The sequence below is a fragment of the Antarctobacter albus genome, assembly GCF_900101505.1.
Classification (GTDB): Bacteria; Pseudomonadota; Alphaproteobacteria; order Rhodobacterales; family Rhodobacteraceae; genus Antarctobacter; species Antarctobacter albus.
This window is the reverse complement of the sequence record NZ_FMZI01000010.1, coordinates 137077-155715: the sequence shown is the minus strand read 5'-3', so window position 1 is coordinate 155715 and position 18639 is coordinate 137077. Positions and strand designations below refer to the sequence as shown.

Genomic DNA, 18639 nt, shown 5'->3' with positions numbered 1-18639 from the left:
GTGTGTTTGGTCCTTTACAACGGTTTTTCTGGCCGAGCGGTTGTCTCCGCCGGTCTTGGATTGGTCTCTTTAGCTGCCGCAAAACAAAGAGGGCCGGAGAGGTCCGACCCTGCTCGATCTCTTTTGCCGCGGCGTTTGCTGCCTTGTCGACGCGCGCGGTATAGAGCAAGGATGCCGCAGGATCAAGCCCCGGACCCGAGCAAGCGCCAGGAACCGGTCCCGAAGGCGGCGCAAGCGTCCAGCCGTGACCCGTGAGGACCTGCCAAGGGCGCGGCGTCGACTCAAACCCCATTTTGCCGTATCCTTCGGCCACGATTTTCCCGCGTGACGTATGTTTTTTTCACACCTACATTTTTCGGAGGCACCCATGAAACTCCTGACTGCAACGACAGCCGCGCTTGCGTTCTCGATCACACTGGCGGGCGGCGCAGCAGCCCAGAACTGTGACAGCAGAGGCTCGAACTGGCAGGGCCGGATCGACATTGGCAGCACGATCTACGGCTTTGAACTGCGTCGTCTCACCTGTGCGGCGGACAGCATGTGGAACTATTATGTCTGGACCACGACCGCCCGTTGGGAAGGCACCGCGACGGTCGGCATGACCGGTCGGAGCCTCAGCGTGGTCACGGCGACGGGCGGACTCGCGGGGTGCTCTCTGTCCGGCACCTGGTATCCACGCGACGTCACGAACGGACTGCCCTACAGGGGCAATGGATCGGCCAGTTGCGGCGGTGGCGGCACCTGGAGCGCGAACATCCGCTAGGTCGCGGCCAATCGCCGTTCTGCACCGACCGGCGGGGAATGCGCATCCCATGCGCCGTACAGTACAGCGTCGATCCGCCCAGCCGCCCCCTTGCCGACACCCGGATTTGCCTGGATTCGTGATTTGTGCTGGAATTTGCACAGCCGTTTTGGGCGGGACCAGTCGCCCGCCCTCTGCTCGCCCCCTGCCCCTTGCAACCCGGCGGCACGACTGCACGCTTCAGGCACTTGGCCGGCATGGAGGGCGCCGGCACAGCCGAGACGTCCGCCACGAGGCCCGCATGAAGACCCATCGGAGCGCGTTCAGAAAGCGGAACCTCCGGCACCAGTTCCGGCGTCCCGGATCAGCCCGGGACGGTGCCTCGCAGCAGGGTTTGCGCCCCGAAACCTCTTGCACCAGATCCGACAAAGGAGTCTCCCATGACCATACTTTCATCCGGCAGCGGCACCGTCGTGACCACCCCTGGCGACATCACCTTCCTGCTGCCGAACAGCGTGCGCAGCACCACCGGCGCCAGCACCAATACGATCGAGGCAGGCGCCGGCGGCACCTTCGATTTCTACAACGACGGCATCATCATCTCGGCGGATGACGACGCGTTCAGCATCGGTACCGGGAACGGCTTCGACTTCGATGCGTCGATCTATAACGGCCCCACCGGGATCATCCGGGCCTTCGACAGCGCCATACTCATCTTTGCAAGTGCCAGCGGAACCGACTTCTACGTCGAGAACCACGGCGAGATCAGTGGCGGCGACGAGGGTTTCTTCATTTCGGGCGCTGTTGCCGGGGATACTGCGACCATCGTCAACACGGGCCACATCAGCGGCGTCACCCATGCCATCGAGACCGACCGCGCAACAACCGTGATCAATTCCGGTACGATTTCCAGCAACAGCGAAGCGATCGATTTCCGCAACAACGACGAATACAAACTGGTGAACTCCGGCCTCGTGACCGGGCAATTCCGCGCTGTCGGGGCCGCCGGGCCAACCGGCGTGGTGATCATCGACAACACCGGCACCATCCAGGGTGGGTTCGAGGCCATCCGCACCAACGATGGCAATGACATCCTGCGCAACTCGGGCCTGATCGAAGGCGACGTCGGCATGCTCGACGGTAACGATACCGTCCGCAACGACGGTGTCGTCTCCGGCAATCTGGACCTTGGCTTTGACAACGATACCTTCATCGGCTTCGGCGGCACCGTGACAGGCGTCGTCGATGGCGGGTCCGGCAACGACACCATCATGATCGATCAGAACGACGCCCAGGTCGACGGCGGCCTGGGCATAGATCTCCTGCTGGCGCGGGGGGATGTCCTTGATGCAGTCAATTTCGAGGAAATCCGCCTGCTGGGCGGCGACGATCTCGAAGTGCGGGGGTCAAGCTTGTCCGAGACGATCAACGGCAACCGCGGCGACAACCTCTTGCTGGGGGAAGGCGCGTCCGACACGATCAACGGCGGTGCGGGCAATGACGAGATCCAGGGCGGCGACGGAGACGACGAGTTGGCTGGCAGCATCGGTGACGACCTGGTCAACGGCGGCGCGGACAACGACATCATCACCGGCGGTCCTGGCCACGACACCCTGCTGGGCGGCGCCGGCACGGATGACCTGAACGGCGGAGCGGGCGACGACTCTCTCGACGGCGGATCGTTCAATGACACGCTTGGCGGGTTTTCCGGCAATGACACCCTGAACGGCGGGTCCGGCAATGACGTGCTGGCAGGCCACGAAGGCAATGATCTGCTGGACGGCGGCGAGAACGACGACACGCTCGACGGTGGATCGGGTGACGACGTGTTGCGCGGGGGTGACGGGACAGACGTGCTGCGCGGACGCGACGGCGCCGACACGATCTCGGGCGGCACCGGGCTTGACTTCATGACCGGGGGACAGGATGCCGACACCTTCCGATTTGCCTCTGCCGCCGAGGCGGGAACCGGCGCCAGCCGCGACCAGATCCTTGACTTTGACCAGGGCGCGGACGTGATCGACCTCGCCGGGATCATCGACAGGTCGCTGGCATTTGTCGGCACCGGACCGTTCACAGCCGCGAACCAGGTCCGCCTGATCGAGACGGGCAGCGGCTCGACCATCGTTCAGATCAACCTGGACGCCAACCTTGCCACCGTTGAGGGCGAGATCCGCGTGGCCGATGTGATCGGCCTGGCGGCGGATGATTTCGCGCTCTGAGCGCGCCGTTCGGGGGCCGGGCTTTGCCCCGGCCCTCCCTCCCCGGGGCTCCAGGCCCTTTCATTCCTGGCCGCAGACCCCATGTTAATCGCAGAAACATTGCAGCAAACGCCCTGGGACCCTTGAATGAACTACGTCCTCGCCCTTTTCCTGCCGCCGCTCTCGGTCCTTCTGACCGGGCGGATCTTCCTTGCGATCATCGTCCTGCTGATCTGGATTCCGGCGATCATCTTCTCGGGCGGGCTGACCCACCCGATGTTCATCCTGCTGGCCTGGATCCTGATCTACCAATCCGGAGAGGAACGCCGCACGCGCCGGATCGAACGCAGCGGGCGTTCCGACTGACTGGCCGGTTCAACCCGCGCTCCCCCATTCCAGCCAGCGCCGGTCCTCGGGTGACAAAGCCCTGGTCATAACGGCATCATAGGCCGCGAGGTCATCCTCGGTCAGACGTCCTTCCCACTTATTGGACGTGGCACTGTCGAAAAAACCCGCATCGCTGGTCCAGAACCCCTGCCCCGCCGAGGGGGTAAAGCGATCTGCGTTGGCCTTCATGTTGTCGAATGTCGCCGCCTCGACGCAGGCCGCCATCACCTCGGGCGGATGGTCGATGCCCACATGCCCGGCGATCTGCGCCACGGCGCCCGGCAGATCGCGCAGCATGCCGGCGTAGTGCAGCCGGATCAGGTTTTCGCGCGGCTCGCGCGCCCGCGTGCATTGGAAATGGTCGAGGATCGCCGGCAGGCTTGCGTGGTCCTCGCCTGAGAGGAACTCCCGGAAACTCTCGGACGGGTCCTCGGGCAGCGGTGGCAGGCCAATGTGCGAGCCCATGTTGCGCCGGTGCTTGCGCATCGAGAAATGCACGTCGATCGGGTGCCGATAGACGGTGACATAGCGCAGTTCGGCCCAGACCGGGATGCAGTCGAACGGCGAATGGGTCTTGACCTGCCGCCGGTGTTCCTGCGCCTCCAGCCGCGCCATGACCTCGCCCACGTCGCGGACATTGATGTCGATCCAGGGCGATTTCATCGAGGTCTGCGCATCCACCTCCGGATCACCCGCGATCAGCATGGCAAGAATACCCTGCGTCCAGGTCGTGCCGGATTTCGGCGGGGTCGAGACGACGATGTCGCCCGCCCGCGGAACGAAGTGGGACCAACGCGACGAGTCCGTCAGGGGATCGGTAAAGACGCGGCGGGGCGCCTCGGAGGCGGTCAACATATGCGCGGATCCCTTGTCTGCCGCCCGGCAAATTCCGAACAGGTCCAGACTACGTCAAGATCCGCGCATCGCGCAGCGGTTTTTCCCGGGCCTCAGGCCACCTGTTTCCCCCTGCTCCAGACGCCCCGCAACAGGGGCACATGTTCGGCGACGCGGAAACGCATCAGATCCGCCCGGCGGCCTTCTTTCAGAACGCCTCGGTCATCCAGCCCTACCGCTTCGGCGGGCGCCTTCGTCACCGTCGCGATCCCGCGCGCCATGTCGCCCCAGATCTCCCCCAGGCGGACGGCGGCCAGCAGCAGCGCCGCCGGAACATAGTCGGACGACACGATGTCCAGCAAACCTTCGCGCGCCAGTTCCTCTGCCGCGACGTTGCCGGAGTGAGAGCCGCCCCGGATCAGGTTCGGCGCCCCCATCATCACCGCGATGGCGTGGTCGTGGCAGGCCTGTGCGGCTTCGATGGTGGTCGGGAACTCGGCCAGACGAATGCCATAGCCCGCAGAGACGGCGACCTGGTCGGCTGTGGTATCGTCATGGCTGGCCAGCACCGCGCCAAAGCGCCCCGCCTCCCTGACGGATACCGCCTCGTGCGCGGCGCCGTTACGGGCGCGCAGCTCTTTCAGGTGGGCGATATGTTCGATGAACTCGGCATCCGACATGCCGCGTTTCGATTTGACGTATTGTTCCAGCTTCGAGATGTCCCGGAACTGCCGTTGGCCGGGCGTGTGGTCCATGATGCTGACAAGGCCCACACGGTCCTCGCGCCCGAATTCTGCCAGCTCTTCGGCCAGCGTCTCGGAACAGACCTCGGCCCGCAGGTGCAGGAAATGGCTGATCTTGAGCCTGTCGGCGGCGCGCAGGTCCAACATCTCGCTGGTCAGCGACCGGGCGTATTTCCTGTACCGCCCCTTGCCCGTCGGGATCGACCCCACCCGCATCGCGTCGAAGACCGTGGTGATACCGGTCGAGGCCAGCTCGGCGTCATGGGCGACGATGGCCGCCGCATGGGGCCAGTCGACGCCGGGGCGCGGTTCGATATGGCGTTCCAGGTTGTCGGTGTGCAGCTCGATCAGCCCCGGCGCCAGGAAATCCCCGCCGCAATCGACCGCACCGGCGGGCACACTTGCCCCCTCGCCCATCCCGACGATGACGCCATTTTCGACATGCAGCCAGCCGCGGGCCACACGATCCGGCAGCACCAGTGTCGCATTGGCAAATGCCAGGCTCTCTGTCACGCCGCCGTCACGCGCATCGGGCATAGGCCCGGCAAGAGTGGAGGTCGTCATGCATTTCTCCCGTTACGCTGTCTATGTAACCCTGCCGCAGGGTCCCTTGTCCGATTTCGGCGCCGCCTGGCTGGGCTGGAACGCCGCGACGGGCGAAAGGCCCGACGCGCCTGTGGTTCACGGCCTGCCGCTGCCCGCCCATGAGATCACCGCCACCCCGCGCAAGTACGGGCTGCACGGCACGATCAAGCCGCCCTTCCGACTGGTCGGGGGCATGGATTTCGACGCGCTGCACGATGGCTTTGCCCGCTTTTGCGCGACCCAGGCGCCGGTGACGCTGGACGGGCTGGCGCTGACCCGGCTGGGCCGCTTCCTGGCCCTGACGCCCGTCGGCGAAACCGGCGCCCTGTCCACGCTGGCCGCCCGGACGGTCGAGGCGCTGGACCCGTTCCGTGCGCCCCTGACCGAGGCAGAGCTGGACAAGCGCCGCAAGTCCGGCCTGAACGACCGACAAGAGGCACTGCTGACCCGCTGGGGCTATCCCTACGTGATGGACCAGTTCCGCTTTCACATCACGCTGAGCGGCAAGCTGGACCGGGACATGGCCGAACAGGTGCGCAGCGCCTTGCTGCCCCACATCGAACCGCACCTGCCAAGCCCCTTCACGGTGGAGGCGCTGACGCTGTGCGGCGAGGATTCCACCGGCTATTTCCACGAACTGCACCGCTACGCCCTTTCCGGCTGAAGCCGCGCTAGGATGGTGTCCACGGTGCGCTCCAGCGGGCCGGAATTGTCGATCTCGATCGCCGGCAGCCCGGCAGGCAGGGCCTCCCCCTTGCGGGAGAGGCGCGCGGCGATCTCCTCGGCGCTTTCGCGGCCCCGTCCGGCCAGACGGCGCGCCAGCACCTCGGCGGGGGCCGTCAGGGACAGGACGACGAACCGCGGGAACCGCGCCTGTGCCTGCATCATGACAGCCCGCGACAGGTTCACCAGCACGTCACTGCCCTGGGCAAGTTGCTGATCCACCGCGACCGGGATGCCATAGGCCAGACCGTGCGCGCACCACGACAGGGCAAAGCCGCCCGCGCGCTCCACCTGCTCGAACTCGGCCCTGGTGATTGCAAAGTGATCCTCGCCCCCCGCCTCCTGCGGGCGGGTGATCCTGCGTTGCAGCAGGACAAACCGGGGATCGCGTGCCGCCAGCGCCGCCATGACGCTGTCCTTGCCAACACCCGACGGCCCCACCACCGCGATGAACCGTCCCGGCATCAGGCCGCCGCCTGCGGGGAAAAGCCGGTCACATCCACCACGCGATCACAGACCGCGGCGCGCGCCTCGGCGTCGTGAAAGATGCCCACGATGGCCGCGCCACGCGCCTTGGCCTCATGGATCAGGTCTAGCACCGTGTCCCGGTTTGCCGCATCCAGAGAGGCGGTTGGTTCGTCCAGCAAGAGCGCCGGATAGGCATGGGCAAAACCGCGCGCGATATTCACGCGCTGCTGTTCGCCGCCGGAAAAGGTGGTGGGCGACAGGCTCCACAGACGTTCGGGGATGCGCAGGCGGGTCAGCAGGTCGCGCGCCCGCTCCGTTGCCGCCGCGCGGTCCACGCCCACCGCCAGCAACGGTTCCGCCACCACGTCCAGCGTCGGCACCCGGGGCACCACGCGCAGGAACTGGCTGACATAGCCCAGCGCCTCGCGCCGCAGGCGGATGATCTCGCGCGGTTGGGCCCGCACCACGTCGACACCGCCGATCAGGATCTCTCCGGACGCGGCCAGGTAGTTGCCGTAGATCATGCGCATCAGCGTGGATTTCCCGGCACCCGAGGCGCCGGTCAGGGCCACGCATTCGCCCGCCGCGACGGAAAGCGAGGCGCCCTCCATCACCCGGATGACCGCGCTGCCCTGGTTGTGCAGGGTAAAGGTCTTGGACACATCCCGAATTTCGATCATGGCATTAACCTATTGTTAAATTTATATGCTTCGCGCGCGAAACACTCAGACCTGCAGCACCGAACTGACCAGGAGCTGGGTATAGGCGTGCTGCGGATCGTCCAGCACCTGGTCGGTCAACCCTTTCTCGACCACATGCCCGTCCTTCATCACCATCAGCCGGTCCGCCAACAGCCGCACGACGGCAAGGTCATGGGTGACGATGATCGCCGACAGCCCCATCTCGCGGACAAGTCCGCGCAGCAGGTCCAGCAGGCGCGCCTGCACGCTGACATCCAGCCCGCCGGTGGGTTCGTCCATGAAGACAAGGCGCGGTCCGGTGACAAGGTTGCGCGCGATCTGCAACCGTTGCTGCATCCCGCCGGAAAAGGCCGTGGGCCGGTCGTCGATCCGGCTGGCGTCGATTTCCACCCGGCCCAGCCAGTCCTCGGCGCTGTCGCGGATCTCGCCGTAGTGGCGCGCGCCCACGGCCATAAGCCGTTCGCCCACGTTGCCGCCCGCGCTGACGTTCATGCGCAGCCCGTCGCGGGCGTGCTGGTGGACAAAGGCCCAGTCGGTCCGGCCCAGCATCCGCCGTTCCGGTTCGGACATGGTGATGGTGTCCTGCAGCCCCTCGGTGCGGGTGTCGAACATCACGCGGCCCGCGTCGGGGGCCAGGTGGCCAGCCATGCAGTTCAGCAGGGTCGACTTGCCCGAGCCGCTTTCCCCCACGATCCCCATGACCTCGCCCGGCCAGAGATCAAAGGACACATCGGAACAACCGATCCGGGCGCCGTAGCGTTTGGTCAGGCTCTCGACCTTCAACAGCGGTGTCATGCGGCATCCTCCGTCTTGCCCTGCGCGCCCACATGGCCTGCCGCGCGGCGGGCCCGGCAATAATCGGTGTCGGAACAGACGAACATCCGCCCGCCCGCGTCGTCCACGATGACCTCGTCCAGGTAACTGTCCTCTGCCCCGCAAAGATCGCAGGGCGCATCGGCCTTGGAGGCCTCGAACGGGTAGTCCCGGAAATCGAGGCTAACGACCTGGGTGTAGGGCGGCAGCGCGTAGATCCTCTGTTCACGGCCCGCGCCGAACAGCTGGATCGCCGCCATGCCGGACATCTTGGGATTGTCGAACTTGGGGATCGGGCTGGGATCCATGACGTAGCGCCCCTCGACCTTGACCGGATAGGCATAGGCGGTGGCGATCTGGCCGTGCCGCGCGATGTCCTCGTAGAGCTTGACGTGCATCAGGCCGTAGTCCTCCAGCGCGTGCATCTTGCGAGTCTCGATCTCGGACGGCTCGAGGAACCGCAGAGGTTCCGGGATCGGCACCTGGTAGACCAGCACCTGATCCTCGGTCAGCGGCTCTTCGGGGATGCGGTGACGGGTCTGGATGACGCTGGCCTGCGCGGTTTCCTCGGTGGTCTCGACCCCGGCGGTGCGTTCAAAGAACTTGCGGATGGACACGGCGTTGGTGGTGTCATCGGCGCCCTGATCGATGACCTTGAGCCGGTCCTCCGGCGTCAGCGTCGCGGCCGAGACCTGCACGCCGCCCGTACCCCAGCCATAGGGCATGGGCATCTCGCGCGACGCAAACGGCACCTGGTAGCCGGGGATGGCCAGCCCCTTGAGGATGGCCCGGCGGATCATCCGCTTGGTCTGTTCGTCAAGGTAGGCGAAATTGTAGTCGCTCATGATCTTGGCCCCGAAATTTCCTGCAAATTGCGCCCGAATTGTCCGTTTCGGTCACGGGAATGCCCAAGTTCAGGCGCAACCATTGGGCGACACACCGACAAAGGAGAGGACAAATGTCGGATCAATTGACCATCATCCTGATCACGCTGGCCGGCGTGCTGACAATCGGCATCCGCTACGCGCTGTCGGTCTGGTTGCCCGAGGACTCCAAGCTGAACACGCTTTTCAGCGAAAAGCGCCTGACCGTTTCCAACAGCAAGGAAGCCTGGTGGCTGAAGAACAGCCCCGCCGCCCGGATCGACTGACCGGATCATTCTGCCGCCTCCTGCTGCGCGCCCTCGGCTTCGCGGCGCAGGCGCCGCACCAGTTCCAGCTCGGACTGAAAATCGACGTAATGCGGCAGCTTGATATGCTCAAGGAACCCCGTCGCCTGGATATTGTCCGAGTGATACAGCACGAATTCCTCGTCCTGCGCGGGGGCGCCCATGTCATCCTCGCCCAGTTCACGCCACCTCAGCGCCCGGTCGACCAATGCCATTGAAATCGCCTTGCGCTCGGTCTGACCGAAGACAAGACCATACCCACGGGTAAACTGCGGCGGTTCCGTCTTTGACCCGGTGAACTGGTTGACCGTTTCGCATTCGGTCACCTCGATCTCTCCGATCTCGATGGCAAAGCCCAATTCCGGAATGTCCATCTCGACCGCAACGGTGCCGATGCGCAACTCGCCGACGAAGGCGTGGTTGCGCGCATAGCCACGCTGCGTGGAATAGGCCATGCCAAGGACGAACCCCTCATCCCCGCGCGTCAACGCCTGAAGACGCAGGGCGCGGCTGCCCGGCAGCTCCATCGGTTCACGCGTCAGGTCCGGCGGGGTCTCATCACTGGCCGCCTCGGCCTGGATCAGCCCCTCGCGGTTCAGGAAACCGGTGATATGCGGTGTCGGCTCCTGGCGCGGCGCGGCCTGCGGCGCGGGCGGCACCTCGCCGTCGGCGGCCAGTTTGAAATCCAGCAAGCGGTGCGTGTAGTCGAAGGTCGGCCCCAAGACCTGCCCGCCCGGCGCGTCCTTGAACGTGGCCGAGATACGACGGATGCAGGCCATGTCACCCGTGTCGATGGCCCGCGTCGCGCCAAAGCGCGGCAGCGTCGTGCGATAGGCGCGGATCAGGAAGATCGCCTCGATCAGGTCGCCCCGCGCCTGCTTGATCGCCAGCGCGGCCAGGTCGGGATCGTAGAGCGAGCCTTCGGCCATGACCCGGTTGACCGCCAGTTTCATCTGCTCGCGGATCTGGTCGATGGTCAGCTCGGCGACGGCGGGATCGCCCCGGCGTTCCTCGGCCAGCCAGCTGTGCGCATTCTCGATGGCGCGTTCGCCCCCCTTGACGGCAACATACATCGCTCAGCCCTCCACTTGCGTGCTGCGCGGCAGGGCCGCGAGGCGGTTTCCGGCGCAGAAATAGGCGTCCCACCCCAGCGGGAATCGCGCGGCATTGGCCCGGAACGCCGCGACCTCCGGCAAGGACATGCGGGCCGTTTCGCGGATGCCGGGGCCGGTCAGGGTCGCGCCCTCGGCCTTTAGCTCCCACCGTTCGACGATCAGCGTGGCAGAGCGATCCGGGTATTGCGCCGTGCCGATGCGGAACCGATCCAGCGGGTGCAGGGCCTCCCATGTGCCCAAAGCGAAGTCGCAGTCTTCGGCACCGACCAGCGGCGCGCCGGCGTGAAAGGTGATCCAGTCGCGGACCTCGGCACAGTCATGTGCGCCGGCCAGGTGCACAGCCGTTTCCGGATCGCAGAGTGTCAGGATCAGGACCCCGGCCGCTTGTGACAGAGGCGCGGGCGGTTCGGCACCCGCGACGTCGTGGATCGTGCCGGGCCGGGCCATCGCCTGCATCGCGGCGCGAAAGGCGCGGGCCGCGTCGACCGGCGCATCGCGGAAACCGCCCTTGAGAACCGCAGCGTCCATCAGTCTTCTCCTCTGACCAGTGTGAAGAACTCCACCTTGGTGGCGGCGGCCTTTGCGGCGCGCGCCTTGGCCCGTCCGGTCATGTCCGCCGACAGGGGCTCCAGCACCTCGGCCCGGACCCGGTCCGCCGCATCGGTCTGCATCAGCGCATCGACCAGCGCGGCGCGTTCCGCATGCGCCTTGTCGCGGCCTTGCACATAAGCATGGCCCACGGCCCCGCCATCCAATTGCAGCGAACAGCGCGTCACCGTCATCTCGCCCATGTTGAAAGGCGCCCCGGTGCCCCCCATGCGCCCGCGCACCATCGCGGCGCCGATTTCCGGCGCGCGCAGCCAGGTGAAATCCGGCGCGTCCTGCCCCTCCCAAAGCACGGCCAAGGCCCTGGGCGGTGCCTTGGCCAGCAGGCTCATCCAGTCTTTGCGGGCGGTCATTTCGGTCATCTAGACACCTTGCGGAGTTGTCGGAATATTTATACAACTAGACAAATTCCTACTCCCTGTCCGCGAGTCGGGCAAGGTCAACAGCGTGAAAGTTTCGTGACATGCCCCGCCCTGCGCTCTGGACCGCGATTTCAGACAGCCTGACCGGCGACATCGCCACCGGGCGCTATGGCCCTGGGGACAAGCTGCCGACAGAGGCCGAACTGTCGGCCCGGTTCGGGGTCAATCGCCACACGGTGCGCCGCGCCCTGCAGCACATGGCAGAAAACGGGCTGGTGCATGCGCGGCGTGGCGCCGGGGTCTTTGTCGCCGCGCGCCCGACCGAATACCCAATCGGTCACCGCGTGCGCTTTCACCGCAACCTGCGCGCCGCCGGGCGGGTCCCGGGACGCGAACTGCTGATGTCGGACACCCGGTCAGCCGACAGGGAAGAGGCACAGGCCCTGCGGATCGCCCCAGGCGACCCGGTGCTGGCCTACGAGACCATCGCAACGGCCGATGGCGAACCGATCGCCCTGGGCGAGGGTGTCTTTCCCGCCGCGCGGCTGCCCGGAATGCCGGAGGCCCTGCAGGCCCACAGCTCTGTCACCGCGGCCCTGGCGGCCTGCGGCGTGGCCGACTACACCCGCGCCTCGACCCGGGTGACGGCTCACCTTGCCACCCCCACGCAGGCCCGGCGCCTGCGCCTGCCCGATGGCGCCCCCCTGCTGCGGACCACCGGCGTCAACGTCGATCCCTCGGGTCAGCCGATCGAGTACGGCATCACCTGGTTCGCGGGCGACAGGGTGACGTTGACGCTGGAACAATGACGCCGACCCCCTTTGTTTCATGGAAAAAACCGCCATTTGTCACCCTGTTGATACATTGAACGCCTAAAAATGCCGGACATTTCGAGTCCAGAGCGGTTCCATGCCAATTGCCCCTTCTTCCCTGCGCCTGACCGGCGCCACTGTCCTGCGCGACGGCGTGCTGCAGTCTCGGTCCGTCGCCATCGAGGACGGGCGCATTTCCAAGGGCCCCCTGCCCGAGGTCGACCTGAACGGCTACTACATCCTGCCCGGGATCATCGACCTGCACGGCGACGCCTTTGAACGCCACCTGGCGCCCCGCCCCTCGGCCCCCTTTCCGATCCGCACCGCCCTGCGCGCCACGGATCGCGACGCGGCGGCCAACGGGATCACCACCGCCTGGATGGCCCACAGCTGGAGCTGGGAAGGCGGCGCGCGCGGCCCCGACCACGCCGAGGCCTTTCTGAAGGCGCTGGATGACTATGCCGACGAGGCGCTGACCGATCTGCGGGTCCAGATCCGCTGCGAGACCCATACCGTCGACACCGCCGACCGTCTGCTGGCCGCCGTGCGCCGCCACCGCATCGACTATGTCGTCTTCAACAACCACCTCGACGAGGCGATCCAGCTGGCCGAGATCGACCCGGCGCGGCTTGCGCTCTGGGCGCGGCAGGCCGGTCGGTCGATCGAGGAACACCTGGCCGTCGTCCATGCCGCCCGCGGCCAGAAACGCGACGTACCGCGCTATCTCTGCCGCCTGGCCGAGGCCTTTGACACGCTGGGTGTCAGCTATGGCAGCCATGACGACGAGGACGGCGAAACGCGTGAATATTTTTCGCAGATCGGGGCAAAGATCTGCGAGTTTCCGACCCGCCGCGCCGCGGCCGCCCTGGCCCGGGCCGTGGGCGACCCGATCCTGATGGGGGCACCCAACGTCGTGCGTGGCGGCTCGCAGTCGGGCAACATCGCGGCACAGGACCTGGTGCGGGAACGACTCTGCGATGCGCTGGTGTCGGACTACTACTATCCGGCGCTGCTGCAGGCCGCCTTTCACCTCGTCGACGAAGAGATGATGGACCTGCCGCAGGCCTGGGCGATGATCTCGACCCGGCCGGCAGAGATCCTGCGCCTGCCCGACCGGGGCGTGATCGACTATGGCCGACGCGCCGACTTGGCCGTGGTCAATGCCGAGACGCGCGTGGTCGAGGCAACGATTTGCGAAGGCCGGATCGCCCACCTTGCCGGCGAGGCCGCACAGCGGTTCCTGAGCGCGGGCAACGAAGAGATCCGGCTGGCCGCCGAGTGAGCCCGCGTTAACCAGCAGGACAGAAACCGGCTGTCGGTGCGGAAACTCTGAGTTGCCCGACATGCCCCTGCATTTTCGACAATTTGCTGATAGTTTCACGTAAGCGTCACGACACCCGGCTAGGAAGGCGCAGGTGAGTGAGACCAAGATCCGGGACGGTTTCGTTTCAGTGTCCCGGGACACATAGTGAGTGGGTTACGAGGAATTTCGAGGATCAATCGGGCGGCCAGAAGGCCGCCCATATTGTCTTCAGCCGCGCCTTGCCCAGACGCCCCTCAACCGGCGTATTTCTCCAGGAACTCGGGTACGCCCAACTGACGGAAATCCACCAGCGCAGCGCGCAGCGCGGCGTGATCCCAGTCCCACCACCCCAGCGCCTCGACCCGCGCGGCAAGCTCCCGGGGCAACCGTTCGCGCACCGGCTGGGCCGGAACGCCCGCCACGATGGCATAGGGCGGCACGTCGCGGGTGACGATGGCGCCAGAGGCGACCACCGCGCCATTGCCCACCCGCACCTCGGGTTTGACCTGCGCGTTGTGGCCGATCCAGGTGTCATGCCCAATCACGGCCTTGCGGCTGGCGCGCATGGTGAACCAGTCGGCATCATCCTCTGCATCCTCCCAGTAGGAGGCAGAGCGATACATGAAATGATGCAGGCTGGCCCGGTCCAGCGGGTGATCCGTCGCGCCGATGCGCACAAAACTGGCGATATTGGCAAATTTTCCGATCTCGGCGTTGGCGATGTCGCAGAAACGGTCGCAATAGCTGTAGGCGCCAAAGCGGCTGTTGGCGACGCGGCTGCCATGCCCCACCTCGGTGTAGGCGCCAAAGTCACTCTCCGAGATAGCGCAGTCCGAATGGAAAACCGCCCCTTCGGCGGAGAGCCGTGACATGGGTCAGTGCCCCCCGCCCTTGATCAGGCGGCGGCGCAGGATACCGGACAGCCAGTCCATGAAGATCACCATCAGGACGATCAGCACGATGTAATAGCTGACCTCTTCCCAGTCCTTCTGGGTGATGATCGCCTGCGTCAGCATCAGGCCGATGCCGCCGCCGGTGATCGCGCCGATGATCGTGGCGGAACGGGTGTTGGATTCGAGGAAATACAGAACCTGGCTCAGCAGAACCGGGGTGATCTGCGGGATCACGCCAAAGCGGTAGCGCTGCAGCGGTTTGGCCCCGGTCGAGGAGACCCCTTCGATCTGTTTCTGATCGACGTTTTCCAGCGCCTCGGAGAACAGCTTGCCCAGCGAGCCCGTGTCGGTCAGCAGGATTGCCAGCGCGCCGGTCAGCGGGCCGGGTCCGAAGGCGCGGCTGAGCAGGATGGTGAAGATCAGAGCATCGACCCCCCGGACAAAGTCGAACACCCGGCGCACCAGCTGCCGCACCACGACGACCGGGGTAAAGTTCCGAGCCGCGAGAAAGGCCAGCGGCAGGGCGACCAGAGCCGCGCCCATCGTACCCAGAAAGGCCATCAGGATCGTTTCGCCAATGGCCCAGGCCACCTTGCCGTGGTGCCACAGCGGGTTGGCCCAGAAATCCTGCCAGGCCCCGGCGATGTTGGATCGGTCGGCGTCGATCTGCGGACCGAATAGCAGCGTCCAGACCGGCTTGCCGTGATAGGGGCTGTCCAGCGTGAACCAGAACAGCTCCCAGCCAAAGAAATAGCGAAAGACCTCTGTCTTGGCGCGGGTCATGGTCAGGCGCCCGGCCTCCGTCCGGATGTCCAGCCGCGTCCGCGAATAGCTGATCCACTCGGGCAGCGCGTCCTCGGGGATGTCGATGGTCACGGAGGGATCGAGTTTCGCGGTGATGTCCCCGAACTCCGGGTGACGATAGACCGCCGTCTGGTCCGGCAGGAACAGGACGCTGTGCCCCCTGGGCAGGTCGATGGTCACGGTCTCACCGTCGATGGCGACCCAGTTGGGGCTTTGCCCTTCGGGCCACGTCGCGGGCCGTTCGCCCTCCTTGGCAATCGTGACCTCGCCCGACCGGTTCGCGCGGGTGACATGGGTCTTGTAGCTGTAGGTATCGCGGATCAGCGTCATCGCGTTGTCCAGCCGCGCGCGCTCGGCCAGGCCCATGACGTCGAAGGCAAAGAAGATATAGGTCAGGTATAGCAGGATCACCGCGGGCACGGCGACCGAGATCAGGCGCTTGCGCTTGAACAGGGCCTGTGCCGCCTCCTGGCGGTCGATCATCGAAAGGCTGGCGTCGGTCATTGTTTCGCCCCTTCGCTCAGACGGTTGCGCAGGCTGGACGACAGTTGGTCGACCACGACAATGGTGACAAAGAGCAGGATGAAGATCGCCGCCGCCTCGTCAAAGCGGCCCGGCCCCCAGGCCATCGAGTTGCGCAGCTCGTAGCCGATGCCGCCCGCGCCGACAAAGCCCAGGATGGCCGAGGCGCGGATGTTGATCTCGAACCGCAGCAGGCCGTAGCTGAGATAATTGGGCGCCACCTGTGGCATGACCCCCAGCAGCATCTTCTGGCTCCAGGTGGCGCCGACAGAGGTCAGCCCGTCCACGGGTTTCAGGTCTGCATTCTCGTTCACCTCGGAATAGAGCTTGCCCAGGGCGCCCGCAGTGTGCAGCGCGATGGCGATCATCGCCGGGATCGGGCCGCCGCCCAGCATGTAGATCAGCACCAGCGCCACCACGATTTCGGGCAGCGCGCGGGTCACGTCCATGATGCGGCGGAACAGCGGGATCAGCACCGGCCAGCGTGCCATGCCACGCGTGGACAAGAGCGACAGCACCAGCCCCAGCGCCGCGCCCAGCAGCGTCGCCACTGCGGCGATGTTCAGCGTCTCGATCAGGTCGGGCAGGTATTTCCACAGCAGGCCCGCCAAGTCGGCGCGCTTTTCCCAGGCCTCGCCCACCACGTCGGCGGGAAAGTCGAAGATCCGGTGGATACCGTCGAAGAACCCCCCGGCATTGCGGTCGTTCGCGACACGAAAGCCGGAAACCAGCAGGACAACGAAGACCAATATGGCAATCCCGCTGTACAGCCGTTTCTGGCGCACCATCGCCATGTAACTGTCCTGCGTCGCGGCAAGCGGCGCACCGCCCTGCGTCATGTCTGTCATCTGCCCTGCCTTCATGTGGGAACCCCGCCAGGGAAAGGGGGCGGGGTCCTGTGCCTTTGTCAGATCGAAAGGGCGATCAGCCGTCGATCTTCTTCTTGCGGACCTCGATGATGGTCTCATAGGCCTCGTGGGTGATCGGGAAGAAACCGGCGGTTTCACCGAAAGCCACGTTGTAGGCGCATTCCTGGTCTTTCTCGTAGAGACCCAGGACCAGGGCGGTGACCTTTTCCTTGACGTCGGCGGGCAGGGCCTCGCGGATGGTCACGGGGCCTTCCGGGATCGGCTTGGACTGCCAGATCTGGACCAGCTCGTTCATGTCGACCAGGCCGTTGTCCACGGCGCGGCGCAGCGCGCCCGAGTTGTAGCCGTCTTCCCAGTTGCCCAGGCCGTCGGCCCAGGTCACGCCGGCGTCGATGTCGCCGTTGTAGACCGCGACGATGGTCTGCTCGTGGCCGCCGGTGAACTTGACCTCGCCGAAGAAGTCACCCGACTCCATCGTGACGTCGTACTGGGCGGGGATTTCGACGGAGGGGATCAGGTAGCCCGAGGTCGAGTTCGGGTCGCCAAAGCCGAAGACCTTGCCTTCGAGACCCTCGACCGAGGTGATGCCGCTGTCCTTGCGGGCAAAACCGATCGAGTGGTAGCTGTACGACCCGTCCAGGTTGGTCTTGACGGCGATGGGCTCACCGGCCGACGGATCCTGCAGGTGCAGGGCGGCGTAGGAGGAGGCGCCGAACCACGCCAGGTCCAGGGTGCCGCCCAGGAAGCCCTGGATCACGCCGTTGTAGTCGGCGGGCGTGAACAGCTTGACCTCGACGTTCAGCTCTTCGGCGATGTAGTCGGCGAAGCACTGGTAGTTGTTCAGACGGCTCTGGACGTTGTCGCCGCCCAGGATGCCGATGCGGAATTCAGTGATTTCCTGTGCCATTGCCGGTGCGGCCAGGGCGGTGGTTGCTGCAAGAGCTGCAAGGAGCTTTTTCATCGTCTTCCTCTTTTGTTGAATGGCCCCTGCCAACCACTGACCGGGGGGATGAAAACCTGTGGGGCTCAGGCGGTGACGGCGTGTCGCGCCTCCGCCAGAGCATTGATGTCGGTAGAGGTCGCCGCCTCGGAAAACTCGGCCCCGGCGCCGTAGATGTCGCGCGCGACACCCGTGGTCAGCTGATCCGGCGTGCCGTCAAAGACGACGCGGCCCCGGCGCATGCCGATCACCCGGTCGCAATAGCGCCGCGCGGTATCCAGCGTGTGCAGGTTGGCGATGACCATGCGGCCGTCTTCCTCGTGGATGCGGCGCAGCGCATCCATGACGATCTGGGCGTTCATCGGGTCGAGCGAGGCGATGGGTTCGTCCGCCAGGATGATTTGCGGGTCCTGCATCAGGGCCCGGGCGATGGCGACGCGCTGTTGCTGGCCGCCGGACAGGGCCTCGGCCCGTTTCGGCGCGTGATCGGCGATGCCCAGACGGTCGAGGATCTCGATCGCCGTGTGGATGTCTTCGGTCGGGTAGAGGTTGAACAGCGTCGAAAATGTCGACCGCCGGTTCAGCGTCCCGTGCAGCACGTTCGACACCACGTCCATGCGCGGCACCAGGTTGAACTGCTGAAAGATCATGGCGCATTCGGATTGCCACTTGCGCCGGGCACTGCCGGTCAGCCGGGTCACGTCACGCCCCTGAAAGGCGATTGTGCCCTCGCTTGCATCGGCAAGGCGGTTGATCATCCGCAGCAATGTCGACTTGCCGGCGCCCGAGGCCCCGATGACGCCGATCATCGCGGATTTGTCGATGGTAAAGCTGACGTTGTCCACGGCAGCATTGGCGCCAAAGCGCTTGGTCAACTGTTCGATGCGTAGCACGCAGCACCCCCTCGTGTCTGAGGGGGCGTGCTAAGGCGATGCCTTGTCCGTTCCGTGACGAACGCACAAAACTTTTGTGACGCCACCCTGATTACGCAGCGGCAGCATCGTGGCAGGGCGGATTAACCCGCCATTGACCAGCCATGCATTTGTTT

Annotated in this window: 21 protein-coding genes; 7 read left to right on the top strand and 14 right to left on the bottom strand. The window is 65.6% G+C overall.

Going from position 1 to position 18639, the window contains the following annotated elements; all coding sequences use genetic code 11:
* Positions 1-367 precede the first annotated feature (367 nt).
* From BLQ71_RS17845 to BLQ71_RS17835, 3 genes are all read left to right on the top strand, one after another.
* The gene (locus BLQ71_RS17845) at positions 368-763 is read left to right on the top strand and encodes a hypothetical protein (RefSeq protein WP_043141727.1); all 396 of its coding nucleotides are present in this window, start codon (positions 368-370) and stop codon (positions 761-763) included.
* Positions 764-1182: 419 nt separating this feature from the next.
* On the top strand, positions 1183-2964 hold the full coding sequence (locus tag BLQ71_RS17840) for a calcium-binding protein (RefSeq protein WP_074622672.1): 1782 nt from the start codon (positions 1183-1185) through the stop codon (positions 2962-2964).
* Positions 2965-3090: 126 nt separating this feature from the next.
* The gene (locus BLQ71_RS17835; protein WP_043141724.1) at positions 3091-3309 is read left to right on the top strand and encodes a hypothetical protein; all 219 of its coding nucleotides are present in this window, start codon (positions 3091-3093) and stop codon (positions 3307-3309) included.
* A gap of 9 nt (positions 3310-3318) precedes the next feature.
* Here the strand turns inward: BLQ71_RS17835 and BLQ71_RS17830 are convergent, their stop codons facing one another.
* A complete protein-coding gene (locus tag BLQ71_RS17830; protein ID WP_074622671.1) occupies positions 3319-4185 on the bottom strand; it encodes a sulfotransferase domain-containing protein in 867 nt (288 codons plus the stop codon).
* A 92-nt stretch (positions 4186-4277) separates the two neighbouring features.
* A complete protein-coding gene (locus BLQ71_RS17825; protein ID WP_373286027.1) occupies positions 4278-5444 on the bottom strand; it encodes an alpha-D-ribose 1-methylphosphonate 5-triphosphate diphosphatase in 1167 nt (388 codons plus the stop codon).
* A 25-nt stretch (positions 5445-5469) separates the two neighbouring features.
* Here BLQ71_RS17825 and BLQ71_RS17820 point away from each other — a divergent pair, with 25 nt between their 5' ends.
* A complete protein-coding gene (locus BLQ71_RS17820) occupies positions 5470-6156 on the top strand; it encodes a DUF1045 domain-containing protein (protein WP_074622670.1) in 687 nt (228 codons plus the stop codon).
* Here BLQ71_RS17820 and phnN read toward each other — a convergent pair.
* The 4 genes from phnN to BLQ71_RS17800 are packed head-to-tail and all read right to left on the bottom strand — an operon-like array spanning position 6138 to position 9042.
* Positions 6138-6680 (bottom strand): phosphonate metabolism protein/1,5-bisphosphokinase (PRPP-forming) PhnN, encoded by a 543-nt coding sequence (gene phnN / locus BLQ71_RS17815; protein ID WP_074622669.1) that lies wholly within the window; start codon positions 6678-6680, stop codon positions 6138-6140. The two genes, BLQ71_RS17820 and phnN, sit on opposite strands and share 19 nt — an antisense overlap.
* Positions 6680-7363, bottom strand: a complete 684-nt coding sequence (phnL, locus tag BLQ71_RS17810) for a phosphonate C-P lyase system protein PhnL (RefSeq protein ID WP_074622668.1) — start codon at positions 7361-7363, stop codon at positions 6680-6682. Before phnL ends, phnN begins: the two co-directional genes overlap by 1 nt.
* A 45-nt stretch (positions 7364-7408) precedes the next feature.
* On the bottom strand, positions 7409-8179 hold the full coding sequence (phnK, locus tag BLQ71_RS17805; RefSeq protein ID WP_074622667.1) for a phosphonate C-P lyase system protein PhnK: 771 nt from the start codon (positions 8177-8179) through the stop codon (positions 7409-7411).
* Complete coding sequence (locus BLQ71_RS17800; protein ID WP_074622666.1) at positions 8176-9042, bottom strand: alpha-D-ribose 1-methylphosphonate 5-phosphate C-P-lyase PhnJ; 867 nt, start codon at positions 9040-9042, stop codon at positions 8176-8178. Before BLQ71_RS17800 ends, phnK begins: the two co-directional genes overlap by 4 nt.
* A 113-nt stretch (positions 9043-9155) precedes the next feature.
* On the opposite strand from BLQ71_RS17800, the gene BLQ71_RS17795 reads away from it, so the two are divergent.
* On the top strand, positions 9156-9347 hold the full coding sequence (locus tag BLQ71_RS17795) for a hypothetical protein (RefSeq protein WP_043141707.1): 192 nt from the start codon (positions 9156-9158) through the stop codon (positions 9345-9347).
* Positions 9348-9352: 5 nt separating this feature from the next.
* On the opposite strand, the gene BLQ71_RS17790 is transcribed toward BLQ71_RS17795, so the two are convergent.
* From BLQ71_RS17790 to phnG, 3 genes are read right to left on the bottom strand one after another with little or no spacing between them, the layout of a single operon-like run.
* Positions 9353-10438, bottom strand: coding sequence for a carbon-phosphorus lyase complex subunit (locus BLQ71_RS17790; RefSeq protein WP_074622665.1), 1086 nt, complete (start codon positions 10436-10438; stop codon positions 9353-9355).
* A gap of 3 nt (positions 10439-10441) precedes the next feature.
* Positions 10442-11008 (bottom strand): phosphonate C-P lyase system protein PhnH, encoded by a 567-nt coding sequence (gene phnH / locus BLQ71_RS17785; RefSeq protein WP_074622664.1) that lies wholly within the window; start codon positions 11006-11008, stop codon positions 10442-10444.
* The gene (gene phnG / locus BLQ71_RS17780; RefSeq protein WP_074622663.1) at positions 11008-11448 is read right to left on the bottom strand and encodes a phosphonate C-P lyase system protein PhnG; all 441 of its coding nucleotides are present in this window, start codon (positions 11446-11448) and stop codon (positions 11008-11010) included. The genes phnH and phnG overlap by 1 nt, the downstream gene beginning before the upstream one ends.
* A gap of 101 nt (positions 11449-11549) precedes the next feature.
* Between phnG and phnF the strand changes: the two genes are divergently transcribed.
* Both phnF and BLQ71_RS17770 read left to right on the top strand, forming a co-directional pair.
* Complete coding sequence (gene phnF, locus BLQ71_RS17775) at positions 11550-12257, top strand: phosphonate metabolism transcriptional regulator PhnF (protein WP_074622662.1); 708 nt, start codon at positions 11550-11552, stop codon at positions 12255-12257.
* Between the two features lie 100 nt (positions 12258-12357).
* Entirely contained in the window at positions 12358-13542 is a 1185-nt protein-coding gene (locus tag BLQ71_RS17770; protein ID WP_043141692.1) for an alpha-D-ribose 1-methylphosphonate 5-triphosphate diphosphatase, read from the top strand.
* A gap of 275 nt (positions 13543-13817) precedes the next feature.
* Here BLQ71_RS17770 and BLQ71_RS17765 read toward each other — a convergent pair whose 3' ends face one another.
* From BLQ71_RS17765 to phnC, 5 genes are all read right to left on the bottom strand, one after another.
* The gene (locus BLQ71_RS17765) at positions 13818-14435 is read right to left on the bottom strand and encodes an LbetaH domain-containing protein (protein WP_043141690.1); all 618 of its coding nucleotides are present in this window, start codon (positions 14433-14435) and stop codon (positions 13818-13820) included.
* A 3-nt stretch (positions 14436-14438) separates the two neighbouring features.
* Positions 14439-15764 (bottom strand): phosphonate ABC transporter, permease protein PhnE, encoded by a 1326-nt coding sequence (gene phnE, locus BLQ71_RS17760; RefSeq protein WP_074622661.1) that lies wholly within the window; start codon positions 15762-15764, stop codon positions 14439-14441.
* A complete protein-coding gene (gene phnE, locus BLQ71_RS17755; RefSeq protein ID WP_043141991.1) occupies positions 15761-16630 on the bottom strand; it encodes a phosphonate ABC transporter, permease protein PhnE in 870 nt (289 codons plus the stop codon). Before phnE (BLQ71_RS17755) ends, phnE (BLQ71_RS17760) begins: the two co-directional genes overlap by 4 nt.
* Positions 16631-16706: 76 nt before the next feature.
* Positions 16707-17612 carry a phosphonate ABC transporter substrate-binding protein gene (phnD, locus tag BLQ71_RS17750; protein WP_043141689.1) on the bottom strand — a complete coding sequence of 302 codons (906 nt, stop codon included), beginning with the start codon at positions 17610-17612 and terminating at the stop codon, positions 16707-16709.
* Positions 17613-17677: 65 nt separating this feature from the next.
* Entirely contained in the window at positions 17678-18484 is an 807-nt protein-coding gene (gene phnC, locus BLQ71_RS17745) for a phosphonate ABC transporter ATP-binding protein (RefSeq protein ID WP_074622660.1), read from the bottom strand.
* Positions 18485-18639: the final 155 nt, after the last annotated feature.